Below are 25,268 nucleotides of genomic sequence, written 5' to 3' on the forward strand. Positions count from 1 at the left end.
AGAAGAATATCATTAAATATAGCAGTATAGTAAATACTAAATTCTAGAAAGTAATAGCTTGGATAATTTGTAGAGTAAAACTAATAAAAGGGTTTAAAATGAAAAATAATAAGTTACCTCCTTGAAAAGGAATTATTATTAAAGCTAATAAAATAAAAAAACCATATCTTTCAATACTATTGTATTTGTAAGCTACTTTAGGAGGTAAGATAGCTGAAACTATTCTGCTGCCATCAAGTGGAGGAATGGGCAGTAGATTTAGCACCATAAGAACAACATTAATAATCATTCCATAAAGAGCCATTTGTTGTATATATGGATGTAAGGTTATATGTTTATATAAAAGTGCCCATACTACAGCCATAATAAAATTAGCTAGAGGTCCAGCTAAAGCCACCATGGCCATGTCAGATCTAGGATTTTTAAGGTTGTTATAATTTATAGGAACAGGTTTTGCCCATCCAAAAATAAAAGGAAATCCAACAGTCATTGATGATAATAGAAGTAGTCCTGGAACAATAATTGTTCCAATTAAATCTATATGTGGGACGGGGTTTAAAGTCACTCTCCCAAGATTATATGCAGTTTTATCTCCACGAAATTTAGCAATATATGCATGAGCAGCTTCGTGTAGAGTAATAGCAAATATCAAAGGGATGCCAGCCATTAAAATAGTTAGCAATAATTGGTTTAGATCCATATTTAAATTAATAAGAATTGTTTGAGTATAGATTATAGTAATTACTTAACAAAAGATGAAGATTATATAGTGAATTTATGTGGTAAAGGAATAAATTCATTTTCATCATCAACTACTTTATCAAAACGTTGGGCAAGCCAATCTTCTTTTGCTTGAGAAATTCGATCAGCATGAGATGAAACAAAATTCCATTCGATAAATCTCCTGCCAAGAGATACTCCACCAAGAATAATAAACTCACTATTAGTGTTTGCTAATATGTGTGTACTTTCTTTATCTGGAATACCTAAGGCGTATTGAGTTATTTTCTCCTGGCCAACTGTTATCTCTCCTGAAAGAACATATATTCCTATTTCTTCTTTATTTGGTAATGTTAGACTATTACCTTTTAATATATTTATCTTTGCAAATAGAGTATCACAGTAGGTTTTGACAGGAGATGACTTGTTCCATGCTGTTCCTATAATTAATTTTATTTGAGTATCATTGACTTCAAAGGTTGGTAGATTCTCTTTTGAATAATGAAAGAAAGCTGGCTCAGTCTCTTCAACTTCACTTGGTAGAGCTAGCCAAAATTGTAAGCCATGTATTAGCCTTTTATTTTTACGTATATTTTCTGGCTCTCTTTCTGAGTGTACTATTCCTTTTCCTGCAAGCATTAAATTAAGGTCACCAGGTTTTATAGTTTGAAAACTTCCAATAGAATCTCTATGAATAATCTCTCCATCAAATAGATATGTTACTGTGGCAAGATTAATATGTGGATGAGGAAGAATATCTAGACCTTTATTTTCTGAAAGTTCTATTGGACCAAAATGATCAAAAAATATCCATGGTCCAACCATTTTTTGCTTTGCTGATGGAAGTAATCTATTAATAGGGAGATTTCCAATATTCTTTTTTCTTGGTTTTAATATATCTTTTAGCATACATAGAAAGTTTTGAATAATGTTTGTTTATAAAATATAACAAAAAAAAGTCACACTCTCTAATCGTTATTGTTAATCAACAAGATTGGATGTAAATTGAAAATAATGAATAGCAGGTATTTAAAAAAGAATAAAGATTGTAAAAGTTAAGTCTTATATAATGAAGTTATATCAAATCATAGTAGGTTTGGTGTGAACTTGGCAGTGTTGCTGTATAAAAGCTTGATAAAAATTTTTTTTACGGTAATACTTGAACGACAGAGATTTTTGAGTGGTTAATTTAACCGTTGTATAGGAGGTGCCAGGATGGCAAATCAATACTCAGGAAATTTTGAACAGATAATAAGAAATAGATTTAAATGTTCTGCAAAAGATATTCTTCTAGTTTGTAAGAAGAAAGGTTTTAGTTACTATGATGCTGAGAAGTTTCTTGGTTTTAAGCATGTGACTATAAGAAAATGGGCAAAAAGATTTGATATTAAATTAATTCCAAGAATTAAGAGGAAAGAAGATATTCTTTCGACGAAAAAAGAACAAGATTATATCAAACAATGTAAAAAAAGAGATATAACAAAGAATAATATTTTTAGTAGAAGTTGGATAAATAATTTAAAATTTTATAAGTCTAGTAAAGCTAAATCTTGATTAACCATAATAGAGCTTTCTTCTGAGAAATTGAAAGAAAGTTTTAAACTATCTTGTGGTAATAAAATAATTACAGTTGAACCGAAATTAAACCAACCTAACGGTTCTCCTTTTTTGAAAGCTAAATTGTATTTTTCTTTATCATATATCCATGTTTGAGTAGTTGAGTAATAATTTGGTGCGACTTTTCCATGCCATACAGTTTCGATACCGGCTACTAATAAAGCTCCAACAAAGATGACTGCTACTTCACCTATTTTGGTATCAAAATAGCAAACTAATCTTTCATTTTTTGCAAAAAGACCATCTATGTTATTAGTGGTGGTTTCATTTACTGAAAATAACTTTCCAGGAACGTAAACCATTTTAGTCAAGGTGCCATCTATAGGCATATGAACTCTGTGGTAGTCTCTAGGTGAGAGATAAATTGTTGCAAACTGTTTAAAATCAGTTTCTGAGCTATTAGCGATAAGAGCTTTTAAAGAGAAGTTTTTATTTTTTGCTTGAATAATTGTGTTATCAACTATCTGACCAAATTGGGTTAAGCAACCATCTGCAGGAGATGAAATAATTTTAGAATCATTATTTAATGGTCTAATACCTTCTTTTAGTTCTCTAATAAAAAATTCATTAAAAGATTTATAGTTATCTATATCATTATCTTTTGCTTCATCTAAGTTAATTTTGAATTTTTTGATAGCCAAATTTATTAAATAATTTTTTAATAATTTATTTCTACAATCAGCTATTTTTCCAACAATTCTAGATAGAATTGCTTGAGGTAATAATTGTTGTAATAATATAAAAAGGTTTTCTTTCATAAAAGCCTCCTAAGTAGAAAATTTAAATATATATTATGTAGCTTAAGATATTAGTATATCACTATGTTATAATGTTGCCTAAGTAATTTATGTTTAGTAAATAGATGAAGAAAATAAAAAAATATTTACTCTTATTATTGCCTTTGATGGCACTTCAAGGTTGTGCGGGAGATGGTGTTGAATCAGATTTTAGTTATGAAAATTTGACAGATACTATAGAGGGGGCTCCTTTTAGAAATAGAAAATATGATTATGCGCGTAGAAAAGTTATAGAAAGTCCGCCATTAAAAGTTCCTGCCGGATTAAATGGCGATGATATTAAACCTAGATTTACTATGCCTGATGGGGAAAATGAGTTTCCTGCATCACAAGTTGCTGAGGCAGAAAGGGATATGCTCCCACCTAGTTTTGCAACCACATATAATATGGCTAAAATTATTAGAGCCCAGACGTATAAAGTGGCAATTAGTGTCGTCTATGATGATAAAAATAATATGAAATTGGTATTTAGAGAACCATTAAGTGTGACTCTTAAACTATTAGATGATTATTTTCATGCCCAGCCTGATGAGTACGAAGTAATGACTACTGAAAAACAATTACTTTCAGGTTATTTGATTAAAGTAAAAGCTCTAAAAAAAGATGTTATATATATAATTAAAGCTAGAAAAGTTGATAATTTATCGAGTCTTGTTACTATGAGTGTTGTCTTAAGCGGTGATGGTGAGACTATAGCAGATGATAATATCACTGAAAGTTCAAGGCTTCTGTCAGAAATAAGGAAAGCATTAAATAATAAAGAGCTTGATGAGAGTAATTTTGATTTACAAGCTGAGGCTGATGAAGTCCAAACATCTCAAATAAATGATAAATCTAGTAAATCTGGTTTAGGTGGATTATCTGGAGGTCTTGGATTAGGTAAGAAGGATAAGTTACATTCTTTCCAACTAGATTCATATAATAAATCAATTGATAATAGTGGTAGTACAGATGCTTCAAAACCTTCTGCTTCAGAAATAAATAATATACAGCCAACATCACCAGATAATAATGAAATTTATAATAGTGATGCTAAAGTTGATGAAATTAATTAGAAAACATTATGAAAAAATATGATTTTTCAGTTTTTATTGGAAGGTTTCAGCCGTTCCATGTGGGACACTTGCATAATATAAAAAAAGCTTTAGTTCATAGTAATAAAATAATTATAAATGTTGGAAGCTCATTTAGTGCTCCAAATATAAAAAATCCTTTTTCATTTGGTCAACGAAAACAAATGATAATATCTGATTTAGAAGTAGCAAATATAGATATATCAAGAGTTAATATAGAGCCTTTGGCTGACTATTTTTACCAAGAAGAGAAGTGGGAACAGCACCTAAGAGATAATGTTAATAAATATACTGATTTAAATAGCACTGTAGCTATAGTTGGACATAAAAAAGATGATACAAGTTATTATTTGAAAAGTTTTCCAGAGTGGGAATATATATCTGTTGATAATTATAAAAATTATAATGCTACAGATTTTAGAGAAAGTTTTTATAAAGGCAAAATATTAAAAGATTACATAATAAGCAGCTCCTTATATGAAGGAACATATGGTTTTTTGAGAGATTTTTTAAAAACTGAACAATATACCTTTTTAAAAGAAGAATATGAATATGTTGAGGCATATAAAAAATTATGGTCTACAGCGCCATATAAACCTGTCTTAGTTACTACAGATGCATTAGTTATTATAAATAATAATGTACTTCTTGTTCAGAGAAAAAATCATCCTGGTAAAGATTTATGGGCATTGCCTGGAGGGTTTCTAGATAATGATGAATTTATAGAAACGGGAGTGATAAGAGAGCTCTATGAAGAAACAACTATAGATTTAACAATAGATCAACTAGCTTTAGCAAGACAAGGTACTTATGTTTTTGATTATCCAGCTCGTTCGGTAAGAGGAAGAACTATTACTCATGTAAGTTTATTTATTTTTCAAGGTTTATCGGATTTACCAGCAACAAAAGCTCAAGATGATGCAAAGGCATTAAAATGGGTTCCTTTAGATATTATTTTAAATAGCATGTGTGATAGAATGCTAGAAGACCATTATCAAATAATTACAGTTTTATCTGAAAAGCTAACAAAGTAGAGTTAAGGAGATTTTATGAGTTTATCTGTAATAATTTTAGCAGCTGGAAAGGGTTCTAGAATGAACTCTAATAAACCAAAAGTTTTACAAACGTTAGCTGGTAAACCACTTATTAGACATGTTGTAGATACAGTAGAAGAGCTAAAAGCAGATAACATAATTGTTGTAACTGGACACTTGCGTGAGCAATTGGAACAATGCTTAGAAGATAAAAAAGTTACTTTTGTATATCAAAAAGAGCAGCTTGGTACAGGTCATGCGGTATTGCAATGTTTACCACATATAAATAAAAATGATAAGGTTTTAATTTTATATGGAGATGTACCATTAATATCAGTTGAAGTGTTGAATGATTTATTAAAAACGCATGCAACAGATCTTGGTGTATTAACTGCTTTTGTAAAAGATCCAACTGGTTTAGGAAGGATCATTCGCGATAAGTTTGGTAAAGTTTCAGAAATTGTCGAAGAAAAAGATGCTTTGGAAATACAAAAACAAATTAAAGAAATTAATACTGGTATATATTGTGTGAATGAGAAATTCTTATCTCAATGGCTACCTCAAGTAAAAGCTGAAAATGCTCAAAAAGAATATTATTTAACGGATATTGTAAAGTTTGCTAAAAGGGATGATGTCGCTATACATGTAAGTCATCCCATTGAAGAATTTGAGATTCTAGGTGTAAATGATAGGGCACAATTAGCGAGTTTAGAAAGAGTCTGGCAACAGAATCAAGCTCATCTGATAATGTCTCAAGGTGTCAGTATCGCTGATCCTGCACGATTTGATATTAGAGGTGAATTGACAGTTGGTAAAGACTGTTGGTTTGATATAAATGTAATTATCAAAGGTAAAGTTGTAGTTGGTAATAATGTTGTAGTTGGTGCAAATTGCATACTGAAGAACTGCACTATAGAGAGTGGGGCAAAAATTAAAGCTAATACTATGGTTGATGGTTCTATTATAAGAGAGAATGCTATAGTAGGCCCTTTTGCAAGGGTAAGACCAGGTTGTGATATTCAGTCAGAAGCTGTTATAGGAAACTTTGTTGAAACCAAAAATACTTATTTAGGTAAAGGGTCAAAAGCATCACACCTAACATATCTTGGAGATAGTGAAATTGGTGAAAAATGTAATATAGGCGCGGGTGTAATTACATGTAACTATGATGGTGCTAATAAGCATAAAACAATTATTAAATCTCATGCATTTATTGGTTCAGATTCTCAACTTGTTGCTCCAGTCACGGTTGGACAGGGTGCTACTGTTGGAGCAGGATCCACAATTGTTAAGGATGTTGCAGATGATCAGTTGGCTATATCTAGAGCTAAACAGAAACTTATAGATAGTTGGGTTAGACCTGTTAAAAAGATTGAAAAATAAGAGAGTTTAGATATGTGTGGTATCGTTGGTGCTAATTCTACAAGAAATGTTACAAAAATATTAATTGAAGGACTGAAAAAATTAGAATATAGAGGCTATGATTCAGCAGGCCTAGCTGTTATGAATGGTCTTAAAATAGATATTTGTAAAGAAGTTGGTAAGGTTGTTGAGTTAGAGAAATCTGTAGAGAGCCTTTCTGACTTTGGAGGTACTATAGGCATAGCTCATACAAGATGGGCAACTCATGGAAAACCATCAAAAGAAAATTCTCACCCTCATGCATCTGATAAATTTTGTATTGTTCATAATGGTGTGATAGAAAATTTTGAAGAGCTAAAAAAATCTTTAATAAAAGATGGGTATGCCTTTAAATCTGATACGGATACAGAAGTGGTAGCACATCTTCTGGATAGAGAGTGGAATGATAATAAAACTATAGTAGAAAATATTAGACAAATAACATCTATGTTAAAAGGAGCTTATGCATTAGCTATTATCTCTGAAAAGTTTCAGGATAAGCTGGTGGCAGTTAGATCAGGTTCTCCTTTGGTCATAGGTGTTGGTATTGATGAAAATTTCGTATCTTCAGATGCTTTATCGTTACTTCCTGTAACAAATAAATTTGCGTATCTTGATGAAGGTGATATGGTTATAGTTTCTAAAGATATCTTTGAAGTTTATGATAAAAAAGGTTCAAGGAAGAGTATTGAAATAGAAGAGTATAACTATGCTTCTTCAAGTACTTCAAAGGATGGATATAAGCATTATATGCTTAAAGAAATATATGAACAGCCAGAAGCAGTATCAAACACAATAAATGCAAACCTTGATCAAAATGGAGAGCTATATTTAGAAAACTTTAATGACAGAACTTTAGAACTTTTAGAGAAAGCAAAGCATATTTGTATAGTTGCGTGTGGAACTAGTTATAACGCAGGTATGACAGCTAAATATTGGCTAGAGAAGTATGCTAAAGTTTCTTGTAGTGTTGAGATAGCAAGTGAGATTAGGTATAGAGATAATGTCGTAGTTGATGGATCTTTGTTTCTGAGTATATCTCAATCTGGTGAAACAGCTGATACTTTAGAGTCTTTAAGAAAAAGTAAGAAGCAAAATTATTTGGGTAGTATGTGTATTTGTAATGTACCAAATAGCTCTTTAGTTAGAGAGTCAGATATTGCTTTTATGACAAAGGCTGGTGTTGAGATAGGAGTGGCATCTACGAAAGCCTTTACTACTCAGTTAGTCGCTTTAGCATTGTTTACCCTTGTACTTGCTAAGACTAAAAAAGCTTTATCAGATACTCAAATAAATGATTATCTTGATCAAATTAAAAAAACAAGAGCTCTTACTTTAGGGGCTCTAAAATTAGATGCTGAGATTGATGCAATAAGTGAGTATTTTTCTGATAAGGAACATACAATATTCTTGGGTAGAGGTCTTCAGTTCCCTATAGCTGTAGAAGGTGCATTAAAACTTAAAGAAATATCATATATTCATGCAGAGGCATATCCTTCCGGAGAGTTGAAGCATGGACCATTAGCATTAGTTGACAAAAATATGCCGATAGTTGCGGTAGTTCCAAATGATGAGCTTCTAGATAAAACCTTGTCAAATCTTCAAGAGGTTTATGCTAGGGGTGGAAAGCTTATTTTATTTGTTGATAAGGCAATAAAAAGTAAAGTAAATTTTGAAAATAGTATAATGCTTGATTTAGATGGTGGTGCTGACTTTAATGCTCCAATAGTGTTTACTATTCCTTTGCAGCTTCTTTCCTATCATGTGGCGATAATTAAAGGTACTGATGTAGATCAGCCTAGGAACTTAGCTAAATCTGTTACAGTAGAGTAAATATGGACTTTAAAGTAACTCTAAAGAATGAAACAATTCAGCTTATTCAAATGGAAGAGAAGCATTTTGAAGATTTATATAAAGTAGCTTCTGATCCAAAAATTTGGGAGCAACATTTTGATGAGAGGTGGAAGCTTGATGTGTTCCAGAAATATTTTGATATTGGATTAGCAAATAAAGAAGGGTGCTTCGTAATAATTGACCTTAAAAAGAATCAAATAATAGGATCAACAAGATTCTATAGATATGATCCAAAAGATCAATCTGTGAAGATAGGTTATACTTTTATTTCGACAGAATATTGGGGCTCTAAGATTAATAGAATAATAAAAAAGCTTATGCTCGATTATGCTTTTGAGTATTTAGAGAGAGTGTATTTTGATGTTTGGGAGTATAATTATAGATCTCAAAAGGCAGTTGAAAAGCTAGGCGCTATAAAAGTAGAATCTAATGAAAAAGGAAAATTTCTTTATCAATTAGATAGAGATAAATGGTTAAAATAATAAATCAAAGACTTAGCTAAATCAGATAGCTAATTTCATAATTTGTATTGATTTATAGATAGAAACAATTCTAAATAATATTCAGAGTTATTTTTAGGAATAAAGATTATAAGAAAATTTAACTATTAGTATTTAGATAAGAAAGCATTTCTAGTAGCAATTTTTGCTCTTTTTACAGCAAGCCTTTTAGCAATTTTTCTCTTTTCTGTAGGTTTGACGTAATGCTGTCTTTCTCTTAACTCTTGTCTTATACCTGCTTTTTCACAAGCATGTTTAAACTTTCTTAAAGTTAAATCAAAAGGTTTGCGATCATCAACTCTAATACTAGGCATTATAAAGCCTCAACATTAATAGCTTCAGGACCTTTCATGCCTTCTTTAGTTTCAAAAGACACTTTTTGACCTTCACTTAAAGTACCGCCAACTTTGTCTAATTTTGATATATGTATAAATACATCTTTGCCACCATTGCTAGGGCTGATAAATCCAAATCCTTTTTGATTATTGAAGAATTTTACTGTTCCTTGTAATTTACTCATTATTATTTACTCACTATTTATTTATTTAACTTTATTCAGACAACAATTCGATTGTCCGGTAGGATAGGAATGATTTGCTTAAAGACTAAAGCTGAAATTGCTTTCTAAAGACATTAAGAAATTTAACTTTCGTTATTTTCAAATCCTCACGCAGTAGATGATAATCAAAAAAGAAATAAAAAGATAGATATTTATCTATAAATTAATTTAATTTATCTCTTTTAGTTTGTAGCAATTCTTTAATGCTTTTCCATTCTTTAGCTCTAGCCTCTATATTTTTAAGCTTATTTGTAAATTCTTGTTCAAGATCTATATCATAAACATTAGCTAATTCGGTAATGCCCCCTAAAAATAGTGTTATTTAAAAGTAGAGATATTAGACTACACATAAAGGAGCATTATTTTATGAAAAGAAGCAGATTTACAGAATCACAAATAGTTAAGATATTAAAGTCATCAGAACAAGGAGTGCCAGTTGTTGATATCTGTCGAGAGTATGGAATTAGCAACGGTACATTTTACAAGTGGCGTTCAAAATATGGTGGCATGGATGTATCAATGCTTACTAAAGTTAAAGAACTAGAAGCTGAAAATAATCGTCTGAAGCGTAGGTATGCTGATCTACAACTAGATCATGACATTCTCAAGGGATTGATGACAAAAAAGTGTTAAAGCCATCCGATAGAAAACAGATGGCAAAAAGCATTGTTAAGAATAAGAAACTAAGTATTCGTCGTAGTTGTAAGCTGGTTAGTATTACCATTTTAACAGACATAGAAAAACATCAGTGATTTCATTTTTAAGATCAGTTATGTCAGTCTTTTCTTCATAAATTTCTTTTTTCATTATTTCATTCGCAACTTCACCAACCTCTTCAGTTAGAGCAATGAAACTAGCTAATCGAGGATGTTCTATTTCTCCTAAAATATTTTTAACTTCTATTTGAGCTTGTTTTATTTTCATTAAAGTATTTTCTTTCTTGGTGTTGCTAAAAATTTTAATATTATAGTAGCTTTTTACAACAACTATCTATTGAATAAGCTATGGTTTATAATGTGTCCTAAGTAATTTTAGAAGAATAATTTTTGGATTAATTATAATGAGTGAAATAATCATAAAGACTCCTGAAGAAATTGAAAAAATGCGTATTGCAGGAAAGCTAGCTGCTGAAGTTTTAGAGATGATAACACCATATGTTAAAGAAGGTGTGACTACAGAAGAGCTTGATAATATTTGTCATGATTATATTGTAACTAAACAAGATGCTTATCCAGCACCATTAAATTATCATGGTTTTCCAAAATCTATTTGTACATCTATTAACCACGTGGTTTGTCATGGAATACCTTCAGAAAAAAAATTAAAGAAAGGCGATATTTTAAATATAGATGTCACAGTTAAAAAAGATGGTTATCATGGCGATACAAGTAAAATGTTTATTATTGGTGAAACATCAATAATGGCAGAGAAGCTTGTTAAAGTTACACATGAGTGTTTGTGGAAAGGTATAGAAGTCGTGAAACCAGGTGCTCATTTTGGAGATATTGGTGCAGTTATAGAAAAATATGCTAAACAATTTGGTTACTCTATTGTTGAAGCTTTTTGTGGGCACGGTATAGGTAAAGATTTTCATGAAGCTCCTCATGTGATGCATTCGGGAGAAGCTGGTACTGGTGCGGAAATAAAAGAAGGTATGATTTTTACAATTGAACCTATGATAAATACAGGAAAGAAAGCTGTATCTATTTTAAAAGATGGATGGACAGCTGTAACGAAAGATAGATCTTTATCTGCTCAATGGGAGCATACTATCCTAGTAACTAAAGATGGTTATGAGGTTCTTACGTTAAGAGAAGAAGAAAAGGTTTAGTATGGCTGAAAAGATAGCTCAATCAATTGTTAATGAAAAGTGTGAATTATTAAAATCACAAAGAGAAGAGATTACAGTTGATAAAGTTAGAAAGCTAATTGGTAAAGAAGTTTCAATTATTGATTTAGTTGAAAAAATATCTTTATTCAAAGAGAGTCAAGGCTTAGCTAAGCAGAAAGCTTTAGAAGAGAATGAGTTATCAGTAGTTAAACCAGTTAAAGATGAGATCTTAGCACTTTTGAGTGAAAAGTTAGAAAAATATCAAATCAAAGATAGTAGTTTTATATTTTCCTTAAGAAATGACTTAAATGACCTTATACAAGAAGAGATAAATAAAGCTACAAGAAAATATAAAGATAAGACTGCAGCGTTATTGAGTAAAAATGATAGTTTAGAAGTCTCAATATTGACTTTAAATAAAAGATATAATGAGCTTTTAGAAAAGTTTAATGGACTTAAAGATGAGAGCTATCAACTTAAGCAAGATTTTCAGGCTAAATCAGTAAAAAGTTTTGAAAAAGATTCTATTGGTAAAAATGTATTGTCATGGGATGATTTTAAATCTCCAAGAGAGCAATTGATGTCTCTATCAAATTATGCAAAAGTCGCTGTATATGATAAAAGGGGACATATTATAATAAAGTTTCCAGCTACTGATTATTTAACTCAAGAATGTAGAAGAGGGACTAGTAAATATCTACAGGCTAAAACTACTTATGACTATGCAACAAAAACATGGGTTTTATCAGGGTTTGCAAATATATTTAAAACATTAAATTTTCTAAAACGAAATAAATTTGTGCTTTCTAAAGAACTTGAAACTATGGAATATCACCAACTACAAAATAGCTCTCAATAAGTTTATAGAATCATTAATTCAGTTAAGTTATAATTTAGCCTAAATATATCTATCATTATAAAATACTTTCATGGATCTATTATCTAGTTTGGAAGAACAACAAACGGTTGGAGAATTCTCTGAACAGGCCTATTTGAATTATTCAATGTATGTAATCTTAGACAGGGCATTACCACATATATCTGATGGTTTGAAACCAGTTCAGAGACGGATAATTTTTGCAATGTCAGAAATTGGACTTAGCCATTTATCAAAATATAAAAAGTCAGCTCGTACAGTCGGTGATGTTTTGGGTAAATATCATCCTCATGGAGATAGTGCTTGTTATGAAGCGATGGTTTTAATGGCACAAGATTTTTCATATAGATATCCATTTATTGATGGTCAAGGTAACTGGGGCTCTATAGATGATCCTAAGTCATTTGCTGCAATGAGATACACGGAATCTAGGCTTTCTAAATATGCAATATTGCTATTAGACGAGCTTAAGAAGGGTACGGTAGATTGGGTTAAAAATTTTGATGGAACATTAGAAGAGCCTAAGCTTTTACCAGCACAGGTACCAAATATTTTGCTAAATGGAGCTATGGGTATTGCAGTTGGGATGTCTACTTATATTCCTCCTCATAATATATCTGAAATTTTAAATGCTTGTTTATATGTAATATCGAATCCCAAAGCAAATTTGGAGGATGTTTTAGAATTGGTTGAAGCTCCAGATTATCCAGGTGGGGCAAATATTATAAACTCAAGAGAAGAGATTAAAGAGATATATGCAACAGGAAGTGGCTCAATTAAGCAACAAGCGGTATATCATTTTGATAATCATGGAAATATTATAATAACTAAGTTACCACATCAGGTTTCAAGCTCTAGTGTAATGGAGCAAATAGCGAATCAGTTAAAGGCGCAAAAAATCACATGGATAAAGAATATCCAAGATGAATCAGATGATAAAGAACCCGTAAAGATAGTTTTATATTCTGGAACTGTAAAGAAGAATATGCAAAAACTTATTGGGCACCTTTTGGCGACTACAGATCTTGAGAAAAGCTTTAGAGTTAATATGAATATGATTGGTTTAGATAATAGACCTAGAGTTAAAAATTTGTTAGAAATATTACAAGAATGGTTAGAGTATAGAAGAATTACTCTTAGAAGAAGATTAGAAGAAAGTTTATCTAAAGTTGATGATAGACTTCATATTTTGGAGGGTTTATTGATAGCTTTCCTTAATATTGATGAAGTTATATCCATTATTAGAAACTTTGATGAGCCAAGTATAGAGCTTCAAAATAGATTTAAATTATCAGAAATCCAAGCAGAAGCAATTTTAAATATCAGGTTAAGAAAGCTTGCTAAAATAGAAGAAATTGAAATAAATAAAGAGCAAAAAGAGTTAGAAAAGGAAAAAGAAACACTCGAAGGATATCTAAATAGTGATATTAAATTTAGAAATTTGATGAAAAAAGAACTTAAAGAAATCCTCCAAGAATTTGGAGATTCTAGAAGATCTAAGATAATAGAAGTTGAAAAGTCAGAAGCCTTAGAAGAAAAAGATATTATGCCTTCTGAAAAAATCACAGTTGTTTTATCAAAAGCTGGTTGGGTAAGATGTGCTAAAGGAGATAATTTAGATGTCTCAAGCTTAAGCTATAAGCCAGAAGATTCATTTAAGCTTTCAGCTACAGGTTATAGCAACGTAAAAGCTGTATTTTTCACTAAATTTGGTAAATCATATTCAATGTATGTTGATAAATTTCCATCAGCAAGGGGTTATGGTGAGCATATAACTACATATATTCCATTGGATAAAGCAGATGAGATAGTAGGGATTGGTTTTGCATCATCTAAATCACAATTTCTTTTAACAAGTTTAAGTGGTAAAGGATTTATTGTTCCTGGAGATGACTTAATATCAACGAAGAGTACAGGAAAAAATATATTTGATGTAGATGATTCGTTTAGTTTAGTAAATTATAGCGATATAAACCAAAAAGCTGTTTTTGTAACAAGTGAAGGACGTGTTGCTGTAAGAGATTATGCTAGCTTTGCCATAATGAAAAAAGGAAAAGGTAAAAGCGTAATTAAAGTAGATAAGAAAGAAAAAGTTAAATTTGTTTGTTTATTTGATTCTGATAAAGAAGAAGTCGTACTTAATTCTGGAAAAAGGTTTATGAGAATTAATAATAAAAATTTTGAAGAGTATTTTACTGATAAAACTAGTGGAGGAGGATTACTTCTTCCTAAAGGTTTTAGAAATATAAATAAAGTAGTTGTTGAGGAGAAGCAATGAGAATAGCAGTACTTGGAGCAATGGAAATAGAAATAAAACCATTACTTAAATATTTTGATGAATATGAAGTTGTAGAATATGCAAATAATAAATACTATTTGGCTGAATATAAAGGCCATGATTTAGTTATTGCACATAGTAAAATAGGTAAGGTTTTTTCTGCGCTCACAGCAACTGTAATGATAGAGAAGTTTAACGCAGAAGTTTTATTATTTACAGGAGTTGCTGGAGGATTAGGTGATCTGGAAATTGGAGATGTGATTGCTGCAACGGCTACTGTCCAACATGATGTTGATATTACAGCTTTTGGTTATCCATATGGAAAGATTCCAGGTGCAGATGTTACTATTCATACTTCAAAAGATTTATTAGCTAAAGCTCAGGAAATAGCCCAAGAACGAGATATTAATTTTCATACAGGCATTATTGCAACTGGAGATCAGTTTATACATAGTGCTGAAAGAAAGACATTTATTACTAAAGAGTTTGGAGCAAAAGCTTTAGAGATGGAAGGTGGTAGCGTTAATCAAGTATGTAATGAGTTTGGAGTTCCCTGCTTAATATTAAGAAGTATTTCTGATACGGCAGATGGAACAGCTCCAGAAAACTTTGATATTTTTGCAAAAGAAGCAGCAGATAAATCAGCTAATTTTGTTATGTCGATGATTAAAAAGTTTTAATTATTGAATTATTTTGTCTATTTCTAAATCTTATTACTAAACTTCTAACTAACTCTATAATACAAATTATAAGAAGACATGGATCAACTAAATAGTTCCAAATGTTTAATTGAAGTAGTTCTGTAAAGCTGATTACACAAGCCATTAAAATAATACAATTAAACAATATAAAGTTTTTAGATACTTTTAATAAAATTAAACCATATGCAAATATAAAAAATAGAATAATATGTGGGGTGAAACCAATATCATATAAAGTATATGAGTTTATAAAGAAGGATACATAAAACATAATTAATATGATTAAGAAAGCGATACTTGTGTAGGTAAAAGTCGTTTTGTTAGTATTATGAAGTTTGTTAAAAATTAGTATAAACAATAATAAACTGGAAGATATACTAAGGTATCCAATGAAACCGAAAACAATTTCAGCAATATCAACATTACTTTCAACATTTATAGTATTAAATAGTAAAAATAAAATAAAAATTGAAATAGTTAAAACTTTTTTAGGTAAGAAGCCTAAAGTTCGTGTGATCAAATAAATTATGAATAAGTTTGTAGCTAAAAGGCCGTAATAATTAAGCATTTATGTTTTCTCCTTTGATTTCAACCACCTTGATTTTGAGTTTTCCAGGAGCTCCTGTAGAGAATGTCATGAATATATTATTGTTATTAGTGATTAGAAACGGATATGAAAGATCATATTTTTCTTTATTTTCGAATGTATATATATTTTCCCACTTTTCAGAATCATTACTTTTATATGCAAGACTAAGGTTTTGCCTATTCTCAGTAGAGTCATTATATGCCAATAATATTCCATTATTTATTTTTATAGCCGCAATACCAGCATCTGGATTGTTAAGTTCTGTGAAGCTTCCTTCTGACCAGTTTGCTCCACCATCAAAACTTTCATTAAAATAAATTTTCTTTTTGTTGCTCCTCATTTCTCTATAAAAAGCAAGAGCATGAGTATTTGATATGGGAACGACTGTGGGCTGTAGAGTTACTCCATTAGTAGTCATTTCAGAAATGTCTATAAGCTGCCCATTTTTATCAAAAATTAGCCATCTACCAGTAAGATTATTAAACTCTTTATAAACAGGTAATCCGAAGTTGCCATTATTTAAGTTTATACTAGCTCCACGAGTAAGAGTACTATAGTTAAAAACCGGCGAGGTTAGAACGATTTTAGGCTTGCTCCATGTTTTTCCATCATTATCTGAATAAATTACATTTAAAGAAGAAGTTACCCAACCTCCAGTAGACGTTGTGAAAAAAAGCCATAATCTATTTCCTTGAGATAGTATGCTAGGATTCCCTAAATGATGAATATATTTTTTTGAAATAGACTGATAGGACTCTCTATCCATTATTATTTTAGGCTTAGAAAACTGCCATTTGCTATTTACTTTCTTCGCTGTGGCTAAGACTATATCTGTATCGGGTGCAGTCTCTTTAGAACCACTATACCAAGTTACAAAAAGTTTATTGTCTAGTGTTGCGATTGAAGAAGCGTGATTATATTGGTATTTGCTCAGTGTGGCAACTTCATTAATTTGTATCTCTTTAGTTATTTTTGGTAGATTTTGATTAATTTCAAACTGATCGTTTCGATTTTTCTTAAATATAGAATAAGATAAAAGTATGCTGATGTAGCAAATGCTAAAGATTATGATTACATGTTTTTTCATGAATTATAAGTAAACTCTTAAAGTTTCTTTTGTTCTTATTCTAAAGTAGAGGGGTCTTTTTATCTATAAAAAAATAGTAAAGAAGTTCGCCTATATGTTAAGATTTTATCAAAATACTTTATTTTTAAGATTATGTTTTTTAAAAGAGTACTATTAGTTGGAGCATTTGTTGTTTCGAGTTTAAGTTTTGCTAATGCGCTTACGGATAATCAAGCAGAATTATATAAAAAAGCTTTGAAACTGCTAGATGAAAAGAATTATGATGCGTATTATCCAATAAAAGCTAGACTTAAAAATACTGATCTTTATCCATATTTAAAATATAAAGAAATTGCTAGTGATCCTAAACTATTTAGTCAAGATACGATACAAGACTTTTATACTAAATATAAAGATCAATATTGGATATCTCCATTATCAGAAAAACTAGCTGAATATTATGCAGAGAGCAATCAATGGGATTTATTTAATAAATATTATGATGGAAATCTAGGCGTTTCTGGTAAGTGTTGGAAGTATCAATCTGAGTATGAATTAGGGAACAAAGAAACGGCACTAAATGATTTTGGTAAATTATGGCAGGATAGAATTTATTTACCTAAAGCATGTAATGTTATACAAAAATATTGGGATGATTCAGCTGATAAGAATAAGGATTATGTAGTTACAAAAGCTTATACTTTGGCGTTTGCTGGTAAATTTAGTGATGCCCTATGGCTATTAAAACAATATGTAAAAAATAATGACGATTATGTTAACTATATTTCAGCATGGCAAGAGGCTTCTAAAAAACCTTCAACCTTAGATAATTTCATAGCTAAGTATCATAAATATAGACGTTTTAATGATGTTTTCTTAGATATATCTAAGGGCTTGGTTAAAAAAGATGATGAGGAATATGCAAAGCTTTGGGATAGTTTGAATAATAAGCAATTACTTAATACAAAAGTTAAGCATGAAAGCATTTCAATGATAGCTGTTAGCTTTGCTCACTCTCAATCACCAGCAGCTAAACAGTGGCTAAAAAGAGTTGATCCTAAATATTTGAATGATGTTGCTTGGGAATGGATCTTAAGAATCGAATTATATAATGATAATTATTCAGGGTTCATTAAAACATACGCAGAGCTTCCAGATAACTTAAAATCTGATGAGGCTTGGAAATATTGGTTGGCATATAGTTATAAAAAAACTGGGCAGGAGTCTAAAGCTAAACCAATTTTTGAAGATCTTACAAAAGAGAAGTTAGATTATTATTCATTCTTAGCCTCAGATGAGTTAGGTAAACCTTATAATTTTGGTCATGTTCAACCTAAGAAGCTTTCTAAACAAGACTTGAAAGAGTTGGCAAAAGAAGACGCAATTCAACAATCGATAGATCTTTTCCAAATAGATCAATATAAAGATTCTTCTAATGTATGGAAGTCGTCTATTAGAAATAAGCTTAAGGCAGGAGAAAGATCAAAAATCGAAGACTTAGCTCAAGTGGCGGAGTCTAATAAAATGTATTATGCGGCAATATTCAATATGGCAGTATTGGGTGATTACTCTAATATTCCTTTGCTTTTTCCAGCAGCTTTTGAATCAGATGTTAATGCAGCATCTAAAAAATATGGGGTTGATAAGGCTCTAATATATTCTGTAATGAGAAAAGAGTCTTTATTTGACGTTGATGCAGGATCTTGGGCAGGTGCTAAAGGCTTAATGCAGTTGACTATTCCAACAGCTGAATTTATCACTAAAAAATATAGAGTCAAATTGAAAGGTGATAAAAATGCAGGAATGGATGAATTAATATTTAACCCATATAATAATATTAATTTAGGAGCTGCTAATTTATATTTCTTAGATACATTGTTTGATAAGAATGTGATTTTAGGTCTAGCTGCGTATAATGCAGGCCCTGGTAATGTAGCTAAATGGTTAACTGATAAGAAGCTACCTGCACCTCAGTGGATAGAGAATGTCCCTTATAAAGAAACACGCTACTATATTCGTAAAATATTGGTATATATGATTACTTATAATAATTTTGTATTTAAGAATGATAAATATAAGCTTAGTGATTTCTTAGATGTTGAGCTATCTAAAGAACAAAGTTTTAGAAAATAGCTAATAGTTAAAATGCATATTGTAGTCCAGAAGTAACAAAGTTTTGTGATGCGCCACTAAAAGATAAAGCATATATATAATCTACTTTTAAACTTAAATTATCGACATATTTTATTGGGAACATTAATCCCACTGGAAAAGCTACAAAACCACCTATTTGATTATTTGTGCTTAAGTAGCTTGCAGGGGCGTTTTGTTGGTTGCTAATGTTGTTAACATTTGTGTAACTTATACCAACACTTGTAGCCACAGCAGCTGTTACATAATTATTGATTTTATAATAAAATTTTCCTGCTCCTGAGAAGTAATTATTAACTTGAGTTGTGTTATATGCATCAATAATAAAGGTTTGGTAGCCAAACTCTAATGCAAAAGATTCAACAAATCTGTAACCAATATTAGCAAGGAAAGTTCCACCACCATTAGGCATATTAGTTTGTTGCCCCCATCCACCATTTATATTTATATATGGAGTAGGTTTAAATGTGTTTTTAGTTACATCATCTAAATTATTTATATTTAAATAATTACCTGTAATTGTATCAAAACTATATGTTGCTAAAGGTAAGCTTAGAAGTAAAAATATACTTGAAAGTTTTAGCTTGTGTAGCATATTAGGAACTTTAGCAAGAGCAAAATAGAATGCTGATTATATCATATATTTAAGTTTTTGAATTGTTTGAAATACTTTTCTTTTAAGAGATCATTATCAATAAGATTAAAACTAAGAATCCAAGATAAATTACATTTTGTATCTTGTGCGGCATTTTTGTTGATAGTAATGTTCCTAGAGGCGCTCCAATAAAAGCTCCTAATATTAATCCTATAGCGGCTGGCATATATACGAAACCAAAACAATATGAAGGAATATTTACATTGTTATATCCTGTAATAATATAAGTGATTGCTCCAAAAAGAGCTATGAATGGTGTTATGGCTGATGCGATTGCTGCAGCTTGTGATATTGTAAAATTACGATGTTTAAGAAAAGGTACAATCATAACGCTAGAGCCAATACCAAGAAGAACAGCAATACTGCCTGTTATAAATCCATATATTCCAGCTAATATTTTCTTAGGCTCTTCAAATTCTATTATATTACTAGTGTTTTTGTGAGTGAAAAGTTTATATGCCCATTTGAGTATAGTGAATATAAGAAAAAATATAAAAAATATTTTTAAGATTTTACTAGATAAGAAAGTTGCAGCAATTGCGCCGAATATTGTTCCAATTATAACACCAACCTTTAATGGTAAAACAATTTTCCAGACTATGTTTTTAGCTTTATGGTGTGAATATGTACTAATTATAGATGTGAAAATCATTACAAAAAGAGAGGTTGCTATAGCTATGTGCATAAAATTAGCTGAATATGTTGGCTCATAGATAGCTAAAAAAATCATCATAACAGGAACTACTGTTAGTCCTCCACCAAGTCCAAAGAGTCCAGATAATAACCCTACAAGTATCCCTGTTAATATAAAGCATATTGCAATTAGAAGCATGAAATTTCATTAAACTTGAATGGGCTTATAAGCATATTAACTTGTATTAAACTTTTTGTATAGTATCAATAAAACTATAAAGAACTTATGAAAAATATTGAATTAATATAATACTATAAGATTAGTATTTCTATTTGATATGTGGTTATATATAAATAGTTTTGATAATTTTAAGAGGATATTATGAAGGAGCAAACAACGAAAAAATCTCTATCACCATTTCACTTAGTATTAATGTCTACAGGAGGAATGGTTGGAACTGGTTGGCTATTTTCTCCCTATTATGCATTTCAAGGAGCTGGTGTTTGGGCGATTCTTTCTTGGGTTATTGCAGCAGTACTAATTCTTTTTGTGGCTTTTACTTTTGCTGAGATTGTTACATTTTTGCCTATCAGAGGCGGATTTATGAGATTCTTTGATATTACTCATTCTAAGAGTTTAGGATTTGTAATGTTGATGTTAGGTTGGTTAAGTTATGTGGTTTACTTACCGATTGAAGCACAGGGAGCAACTCAATATATAGCATTCTGGTTTCCTAGCTTAGTAAATAATAATGCTGGTGAAGTGACACTTTCTTTACATGGACTAGTATTATCATTTTTGATAATGGTATTTCTAACGATGTTTAATGCATCTCATGTAAAAAGAGTAGCTAATGCTAATGTTGGTGTTAGTATTATAAAAATCATACTACCACTATCTATAGCAATATTTGTAATAGCTCTTTATGGAAAGGTTGATAATTTAACTGCAAATTATAACAGTACACCTTTTAATATGAGTAATATCTTGTTTGTTATTACTTCTACAGGTATGGCATTTGCTTTTTCGGGATTTCAGAATGGTTTAATTTTGGCAGCAGAGGCTAAAAAGCCACATATTGCATTACCATTGTCCGTAATAGTACCTGTTTTAGTGGGCTTAACAATGTATTTATTATTAACAATGATATATATGTTTTGTATGTCTGGAGATTATAGAGCTGTATTTGACGCAACAGCTCCGTTACTTGGTATATTAAGTATGCTAGGTTTAAACTATTTATTTATGATTCTTTTTATAGATGCTGTTATTTCTCCACTTGGTACAGCTAATGTTTTCACAGCTGTAACAGCAAGAATATTGCAAACTGTAGGTTTGGTATTTTCTTGGAAAAAGCTACAGAAGTTAAATAAGAATGATGTTCCAATAGTTGCTTTATGGATTAATTTCTTTGTAGCCTTATTATTCTTAGTTCCAACTCCTACTTGGGCAGAGCTTGTAAACTTTTTATCTAGTCTTTTGATGATTACGTGTATGGCTGGCCCTGTGACATTAATGATTTTTAGAATAAATAAACCTAATGATGAAAGAAAATTTAGATTGAAAGCATATTCACTATTTGGGTATTTAGGATTTATTGGATGTACATTATTTGTTTACTGGTCAGGACTAACTAATTTAGTAGGTTTATTTGTACTATCTTTGATTTTATTGATAATTTATCAGTTCTCAATGGTTAAAGAATATGGGAGAGCAAAAATAGATGCCTTTATATTTATTAGCTATTTAGGATTATTATCATTAATCTCATACGCGGCTAAGGCTAGTATTGTTCCTTTCCCATATGATCATCTTTTTGTAGTTATACTATCTGTTATTTACTTAAGACTCTTTGTTTCTTTAAGAGATTCTGAGACAAACATTGATCAAAAAATGGAAAAAATCAGTTTATATGGTTAATCCTTTTAATTCGCAGTTGCGCTAAAAAAGCGATTGCAAATTAAGTCTCTATTATATAAATTCTTTCATATAAGCACTTTACTTTTTTCTAAACTATGCTTAAAACTGTTCTTCATGATACTCATGTTTCAAGTGGTGCTAAAATGGTCGATTTCTCAGGTTGGGAAATGCCAATTAGCTACGGATCACAAATAGCAGAACATAACTCAGTAAGAGAAGCTTGTGGGATATTTGATGTATCACATATGCTCGCTTTAGATATTATGGGAAATGATACCTCTGATTTTTTAAGATACCTATTAGCAAATGATATAAATAAAGTACAAGCTAATGAAGCTCAATATGGCTGTATGCTAAATGCAGATGGCGGTATTGTTGATGATCTTATAGTTTATAAAATTAATGATAATTTTTTTAGATTGGTTATAAATGCAGGTAATAGAGCTAGTGATTTTGAGTGGATTAAGCAAAATTCAAGTGGCTATGATGTTGAAATCACACCTAAAGAAAATTTAGCAATTATTGCAGTACAGGGTCCAAAAGCTTCTGAAGTTTTATCAAAAACTTTAGATAAAGCTGTATCAGAGAGAGTTTTGTCTCTAAATCCATTTAACTTTTTATTCCATGATGAATGGATGTTTGCAAGAACCGGGTATACTGGTGAAGATGGCTTTGAGATAGCTGTGCCACGAGATGAAGCTGTATCATTTTGGAATGATTTAGTTGCAAATGGAGCTAACTCTTGTGGATTAGGAGCTAGAGATACCCTTAGGCTAGAGGCTGGTATGCATCTTTATGGCTCAGATATGGACACTTCGACCTCTCCACTAGATAGAGGTTTGGGTTGGAGTGTTGATTTAAAAGATGAAAATAGAGATTTTATTGGTAAATCAGCTGTTCTTAAAAGAAAAGCAGAAGGTGTAGATACTAAATGGGTTGGTATTGTGCTTAAATCTAAAGGTATTTTAAGAGCTGGTCAGCAAATAGTATTTGATAATGGTGAAGTTGGGTTTATAACAAGTGGAAGCTTTTCCCCTACACTTAAGTACTCTATTGCTTTAGCGTATGTTCCGAAAGATGCTAGTAATCCCCAGGTTGTTATAAGAGACAAACACTTGCCTGTAGAGATTGTCAAACCAAAATTCGTAAAGAATGGAAAATCATTAATTTAACTTAGTAAGTATATTTAGGAGACTAAAACTATGGAAAATATCCCTAATAATTTAAAGTACGTAAAAACACACGAGTGGGTAAAAGTAGAGGGTGATGTAGCAACTGTTGGAATTACAGAATATGCACAATCTCTTTTAGGTGACTTGGTGTATGTTGAACTACCTGAGGTAGGCGATACTTTAGAGATGGGTGATGATGCTTGTGTTGTTGAATCAGTAAAAGCGGCTTCTGATGTTTATGCTCCGGTAGGTGGAGAAGTGTTAGAAGTTAATGAAGATTTGGTTGATAGCCCAGAGCAAATTAATAAATCTCCTTTTGAAAGTGGCTGGTTATTTAAGCTAAAAATATCAGATCAAGCAGAAGTTGAAGGTTTACTTAGTGCTGAAGAATATTCAGCATGTATTGAAGAATAATAAATAAATTTTATCTTTAAAATTCCAAATAATTTAAGCCTTAATTAGGAGAGCTTATGTCATTTATTCCACATACAGATGAACAAATAAATAAAATGCTTAATATCATTGGAGTTAATTCAGTTGAGGCTCTTTTTGATGAAATTCCAGACGCATTAAGAATTGATTCTTTGAAAAATATTCCAGATGGAATTAGCGAGATTAAGCTTGCTAGAATAATGAAAGATAGAACCTCTAAAAATAAAGAGATGATAAACTTTATTGGAGCAGGAGCATATCACCATTATATCCCTTCAGCTATATGGGATGTTGTTAGTAGAGGTGAGTATTATACAGCGTACACACCATATCAGGCCGAAGCATCTCAAGGAAATCTTCAATTGATATATGAATATCAGACAATGATAGCTTCTTTGACAGGTATGGAGGCATCAAATGCTTCAATGTATGATGGAGCGACTGCTTTAGCTGAGTCTGTTTTGATGGCTATAAGGTCTAATAAAAAAGCTAAATCTTTAAAAATTTTAGTAGTAGATGCTCTACATCCAGCTTATGTTGATGTTTTAAAATCTGTTACAAAACATCAGGAAGTTGAAATAGATATTGTAAAACTAGATTCTGAAAAAGGTAAGACAGATTTAGAAACCCTAGATAAATATAATGATAATTATGCTGCTATAGTTATCCAAAGTCCAAATTTCTTGGGACAAATTCTAAATGTTGATGCTCTAACAAATTGGGCTCATAGTAGAGATGCTTTAGTGATAGCTGTAACAAATCCTATGTCTTTAGCTATATTAAAATCACCTGGTGAATGGGGTGATAATGGAGCAGATATCGTATGTGGTGAGGGTCAACCTTTAGGTATTCCTCTATCTTCAGGAGGTCCATATTTTGGTTTTATGGCTTGTAAGATGAGTCATGTTAGACAAATGCCTGGCAGAATCGTTGGACGAACTACAGATATGAATGGTAAAGAGGGATTTTGCTTAACATTACAAGCAAGAGAGCAACATATCAGAAGAGCAAAAGCTACATCTAATATATGTACGAATCAAGGTTTAATGGTAACAGCAGCGACTATATATATGAGCTTGCTTGGTCCTGAGGGTTTATATAGAGTAGCTAGTAAATCTCATGAAAATACTAAGAATCTTGCACATAAGTTAGCTGAGATAAAAGGTATTAATATTAGATTTAATAATCCTTTTTTTAATGAAGTGGTTTTAGATTTGCCTATAGACGCGCGAGAGTTTGTTAAGCAAATGGCAGACAAAAATATAGAGGCTGGCTACTATTTAAGTGAATATGATCCAGAATTAAAAAATTCCATAATGATTTGCTCTACGGAAATACATGATGAAAGTGATCATGATACGTATGTACAAGCAGCGAAAGAAGTTTTAGCTAAGGTTTAGGAGATTG

At 30.9% G+C, this 25,268-nt stretch carries 26 protein-coding genes; 17 read left to right on the forward strand and 9 right to left on the reverse strand.

Going from position 1 to position 25,268, the window contains the following annotated elements:
- Positions 1–43: 43 nt before the first annotated feature.
- A complete protein-coding gene (locus KX01_RS03975; RefSeq protein ID WP_071663754.1) occupies positions 44–700 on the reverse strand; it encodes a site-2 protease family protein in 657 nt (218 codons plus the stop codon).
- A 62-nt stretch (positions 701–762) separates the two neighbouring features.
- A complete protein-coding gene (locus KX01_RS03980; protein ID WP_071663755.1) occupies positions 763–1,629 on the reverse strand; it encodes a pirin family protein in 867 nt (288 codons plus the stop codon).
- 306 nt (positions 1,630–1,935) lie between these two features.
- Between KX01_RS03980 and fevR the strand changes: the two genes are divergently transcribed.
- Positions 1,936–2,274: a transcriptional regulator FevR gene (fevR, locus tag KX01_RS03985; RefSeq protein WP_071663756.1), complete on the forward strand. Its 339-nt coding sequence runs from the start codon at positions 1,936–1,938 to the stop codon at positions 2,272–2,274.
- Here the strand turns inward: fevR and asd are convergent.
- Entirely contained in the window at positions 2,247–3,095 is an 849-nt protein-coding gene (gene asd / locus KX01_RS03990) for an archaetidylserine decarboxylase (protein ID WP_071663757.1), read from the reverse strand. The genes fevR and asd overlap by 28 nt on opposite strands.
- A 104-nt stretch (positions 3,096–3,199) precedes the next feature.
- Between asd and KX01_RS03995 the strand changes: the two genes are divergently transcribed.
- From KX01_RS03995 to KX01_RS04015, 5 genes are read left to right on the forward strand one after another with little or no spacing between them, the layout of a single operon-like run.
- Entirely contained in the window at positions 3,200–4,189 is a 990-nt protein-coding gene (locus KX01_RS03995) for a hypothetical protein (protein WP_071663758.1), read from the forward strand.
- Positions 4,190–4,197: 8 nt separating this feature from the next.
- Positions 4,198–5,241, forward strand: coding sequence for a bifunctional nicotinamide-nucleotide adenylyltransferase/Nudix hydroxylase (locus KX01_RS04000; protein ID WP_071663759.1), 1,044 nt, complete (start codon positions 4,198–4,200; stop codon positions 5,239–5,241).
- 15 nt (positions 5,242–5,256) lie between these two features.
- The gene (glmU, locus tag KX01_RS04005) at positions 5,257–6,624 is read left to right on the forward strand and encodes a bifunctional UDP-N-acetylglucosamine diphosphorylase/glucosamine-1-phosphate N-acetyltransferase GlmU (RefSeq protein WP_071663760.1); all 1,368 of its coding nucleotides are present in this window, start codon (positions 5,257–5,259) and stop codon (positions 6,622–6,624) included.
- Positions 6,625–6,636: 12 nt separating this feature from the next.
- Entirely contained in the window at positions 6,637–8,475 is a 1,839-nt protein-coding gene (gene glmS / locus KX01_RS04010) for a glutamine--fructose-6-phosphate transaminase (isomerizing) (RefSeq protein ID WP_071663761.1), read from the forward strand.
- A gap of 2 nt (positions 8,476–8,477) precedes the next feature.
- Positions 8,478–8,978 carry a GNAT family N-acetyltransferase gene (locus tag KX01_RS04015; protein WP_071663762.1) on the forward strand — a complete coding sequence of 167 codons (501 nt, stop codon included), beginning with the start codon at positions 8,478–8,480 and terminating at the stop codon, positions 8,976–8,978.
- Positions 8,979–9,103: 125 nt separating this feature from the next.
- On the opposite strand, the gene rpsU is transcribed toward KX01_RS04015, so the two are convergent.
- A complete protein-coding gene (gene rpsU / locus KX01_RS04020; protein WP_071663763.1) occupies positions 9,104–9,310 on the reverse strand; it encodes a 30S ribosomal protein S21 in 207 nt (68 codons plus the stop codon).
- Entirely contained in the window at positions 9,310–9,519 is a 210-nt protein-coding gene (locus tag KX01_RS04025; RefSeq protein ID WP_083578896.1) for a cold-shock protein, read from the reverse strand. The genes rpsU and KX01_RS04025 overlap by 1 nt, the downstream gene beginning before the upstream one ends.
- Before the next feature lie 402 nt (positions 9,520–9,921).
- Between KX01_RS04025 and KX01_RS04030 the strand changes: the two genes are divergently transcribed.
- A complete protein-coding gene (locus KX01_RS04030; RefSeq protein ID WP_071663765.1) occupies positions 9,922–10,188 on the forward strand; it encodes a transposase in 267 nt (88 codons plus the stop codon).
- An 84-nt stretch (positions 10,189–10,272) separates the two neighbouring features.
- Here the strand turns inward: KX01_RS04030 and KX01_RS04035 are convergent, their stop codons facing one another.
- Positions 10,273–10,479: a MazG-like family protein gene (locus KX01_RS04035; protein ID WP_071663766.1), complete on the reverse strand. Its 207-nt coding sequence runs from the start codon at positions 10,477–10,479 to the stop codon at positions 10,273–10,275.
- 136 nt (positions 10,480–10,615) lie between these two features.
- Between KX01_RS04035 and map the strand changes: the two genes are divergently transcribed.
- From map to KX01_RS09575, 5 genes are all read left to right on the forward strand, one after another.
- Entirely contained in the window at positions 10,616–11,386 is a 771-nt protein-coding gene (gene map / locus KX01_RS04040; protein ID WP_071663767.1) for a type I methionyl aminopeptidase, read from the forward strand.
- A 1-nt stretch (position 11,387) separates the two neighbouring features.
- The gene (locus tag KX01_RS04045) at positions 11,388–12,245 is read left to right on the forward strand and encodes a hypothetical protein (protein ID WP_071663768.1); all 858 of its coding nucleotides are present in this window, start codon (positions 11,388–11,390) and stop codon (positions 12,243–12,245) included.
- A gap of 70 nt (positions 12,246–12,315) precedes the next feature.
- A complete protein-coding gene (parC, locus tag KX01_RS04050; RefSeq protein ID WP_071663769.1) occupies positions 12,316–14,541 on the forward strand; it encodes a DNA topoisomerase IV subunit A in 2,226 nt (741 codons plus the stop codon).
- Positions 14,538–15,221, forward strand: coding sequence for a 5'-methylthioadenosine/adenosylhomocysteine nucleosidase (locus tag KX01_RS04055; protein WP_071663770.1), 684 nt, complete (start codon positions 14,538–14,540; stop codon positions 15,219–15,221). Before parC ends, KX01_RS04055 begins: the two co-directional genes overlap by 4 nt.
- A gap of 410 nt (positions 15,222–15,631) precedes the next feature.
- Positions 15,632–15,766: a hypothetical protein gene (locus tag KX01_RS09575; protein WP_269556827.1), complete on the forward strand. Its 135-nt coding sequence runs from the start codon at positions 15,632–15,634 to the stop codon at positions 15,764–15,766.
- Positions 15,767–15,802: 36 nt separating this feature from the next.
- Here KX01_RS09575 and KX01_RS04065 read toward each other — a convergent pair whose 3' ends face one another.
- Positions 15,803–16,918, reverse strand: coding sequence for an exo-alpha-sialidase (locus KX01_RS04065; RefSeq protein WP_071663772.1), 1,116 nt, complete (start codon positions 16,916–16,918; stop codon positions 15,803–15,805).
- Between the two features lie 132 nt (positions 16,919–17,050).
- Between KX01_RS04065 and KX01_RS04070 the strand changes: the two genes are divergently transcribed.
- Positions 17,051–19,030, forward strand: a complete 1,980-nt coding sequence (locus KX01_RS04070; RefSeq protein ID WP_071663773.1) for a lytic transglycosylase domain-containing protein — start codon at positions 17,051–17,053, stop codon at positions 19,028–19,030.
- A gap of 7 nt (positions 19,031–19,037) precedes the next feature.
- On the opposite strand, the gene KX01_RS04075 is transcribed toward KX01_RS04070, so the two are convergent.
- A complete protein-coding gene (locus KX01_RS04075) occupies positions 19,038–19,643 on the reverse strand; it encodes a hypothetical protein (protein ID WP_232223353.1) in 606 nt (201 codons plus the stop codon).
- A gap of 82 nt (positions 19,644–19,725) precedes the next feature.
- A complete protein-coding gene (locus KX01_RS04080) occupies positions 19,726–20,535 on the reverse strand; it encodes a sulfite exporter TauE/SafE family protein (RefSeq protein ID WP_071663774.1) in 810 nt (269 codons plus the stop codon).
- A 183-nt stretch (positions 20,536–20,718) separates the two neighbouring features.
- Between KX01_RS04080 and KX01_RS04085 the strand changes: the two genes are divergently transcribed.
- The 4 genes from KX01_RS04085 to gcvPA all read left to right on the forward strand — a co-directional run bounded on the left by KX01_RS04085 (position 20,719) and on the right by gcvPA (position 25,261).
- Positions 20,719–22,257: an APC family permease gene (locus KX01_RS04085; protein ID WP_071663775.1), complete on the forward strand. Its 1,539-nt coding sequence runs from the start codon at positions 20,719–20,721 to the stop codon at positions 22,255–22,257.
- A 95-nt stretch (positions 22,258–22,352) separates the two neighbouring features.
- Positions 22,353–23,429 (forward strand): glycine cleavage system aminomethyltransferase GcvT, encoded by a 1,077-nt coding sequence (gene gcvT, locus KX01_RS04090; protein ID WP_071663776.1) that lies wholly within the window; start codon positions 22,353–22,355, stop codon positions 23,427–23,429.
- A gap of 30 nt (positions 23,430–23,459) precedes the next feature.
- A complete protein-coding gene (gene gcvH, locus KX01_RS04095) occupies positions 23,460–23,843 on the forward strand; it encodes a glycine cleavage system protein GcvH (RefSeq protein WP_071663777.1) in 384 nt (127 codons plus the stop codon).
- A gap of 56 nt (positions 23,844–23,899) precedes the next feature.
- The gene (gcvPA, locus tag KX01_RS04100) at positions 23,900–25,261 is read left to right on the forward strand and encodes an aminomethyl-transferring glycine dehydrogenase subunit GcvPA (protein ID WP_071663778.1); all 1,362 of its coding nucleotides are present in this window, start codon (positions 23,900–23,902) and stop codon (positions 25,259–25,261) included.
- Positions 25,262–25,268: the final 7 nt, after the last annotated feature.

Source organism: Francisella frigiditurris, assembly GCF_001880225.1.
Taxonomy (GTDB): Bacteria; Pseudomonadota; Gammaproteobacteria; order Francisellales; family Francisellaceae; genus Francisella; species Francisella frigiditurris.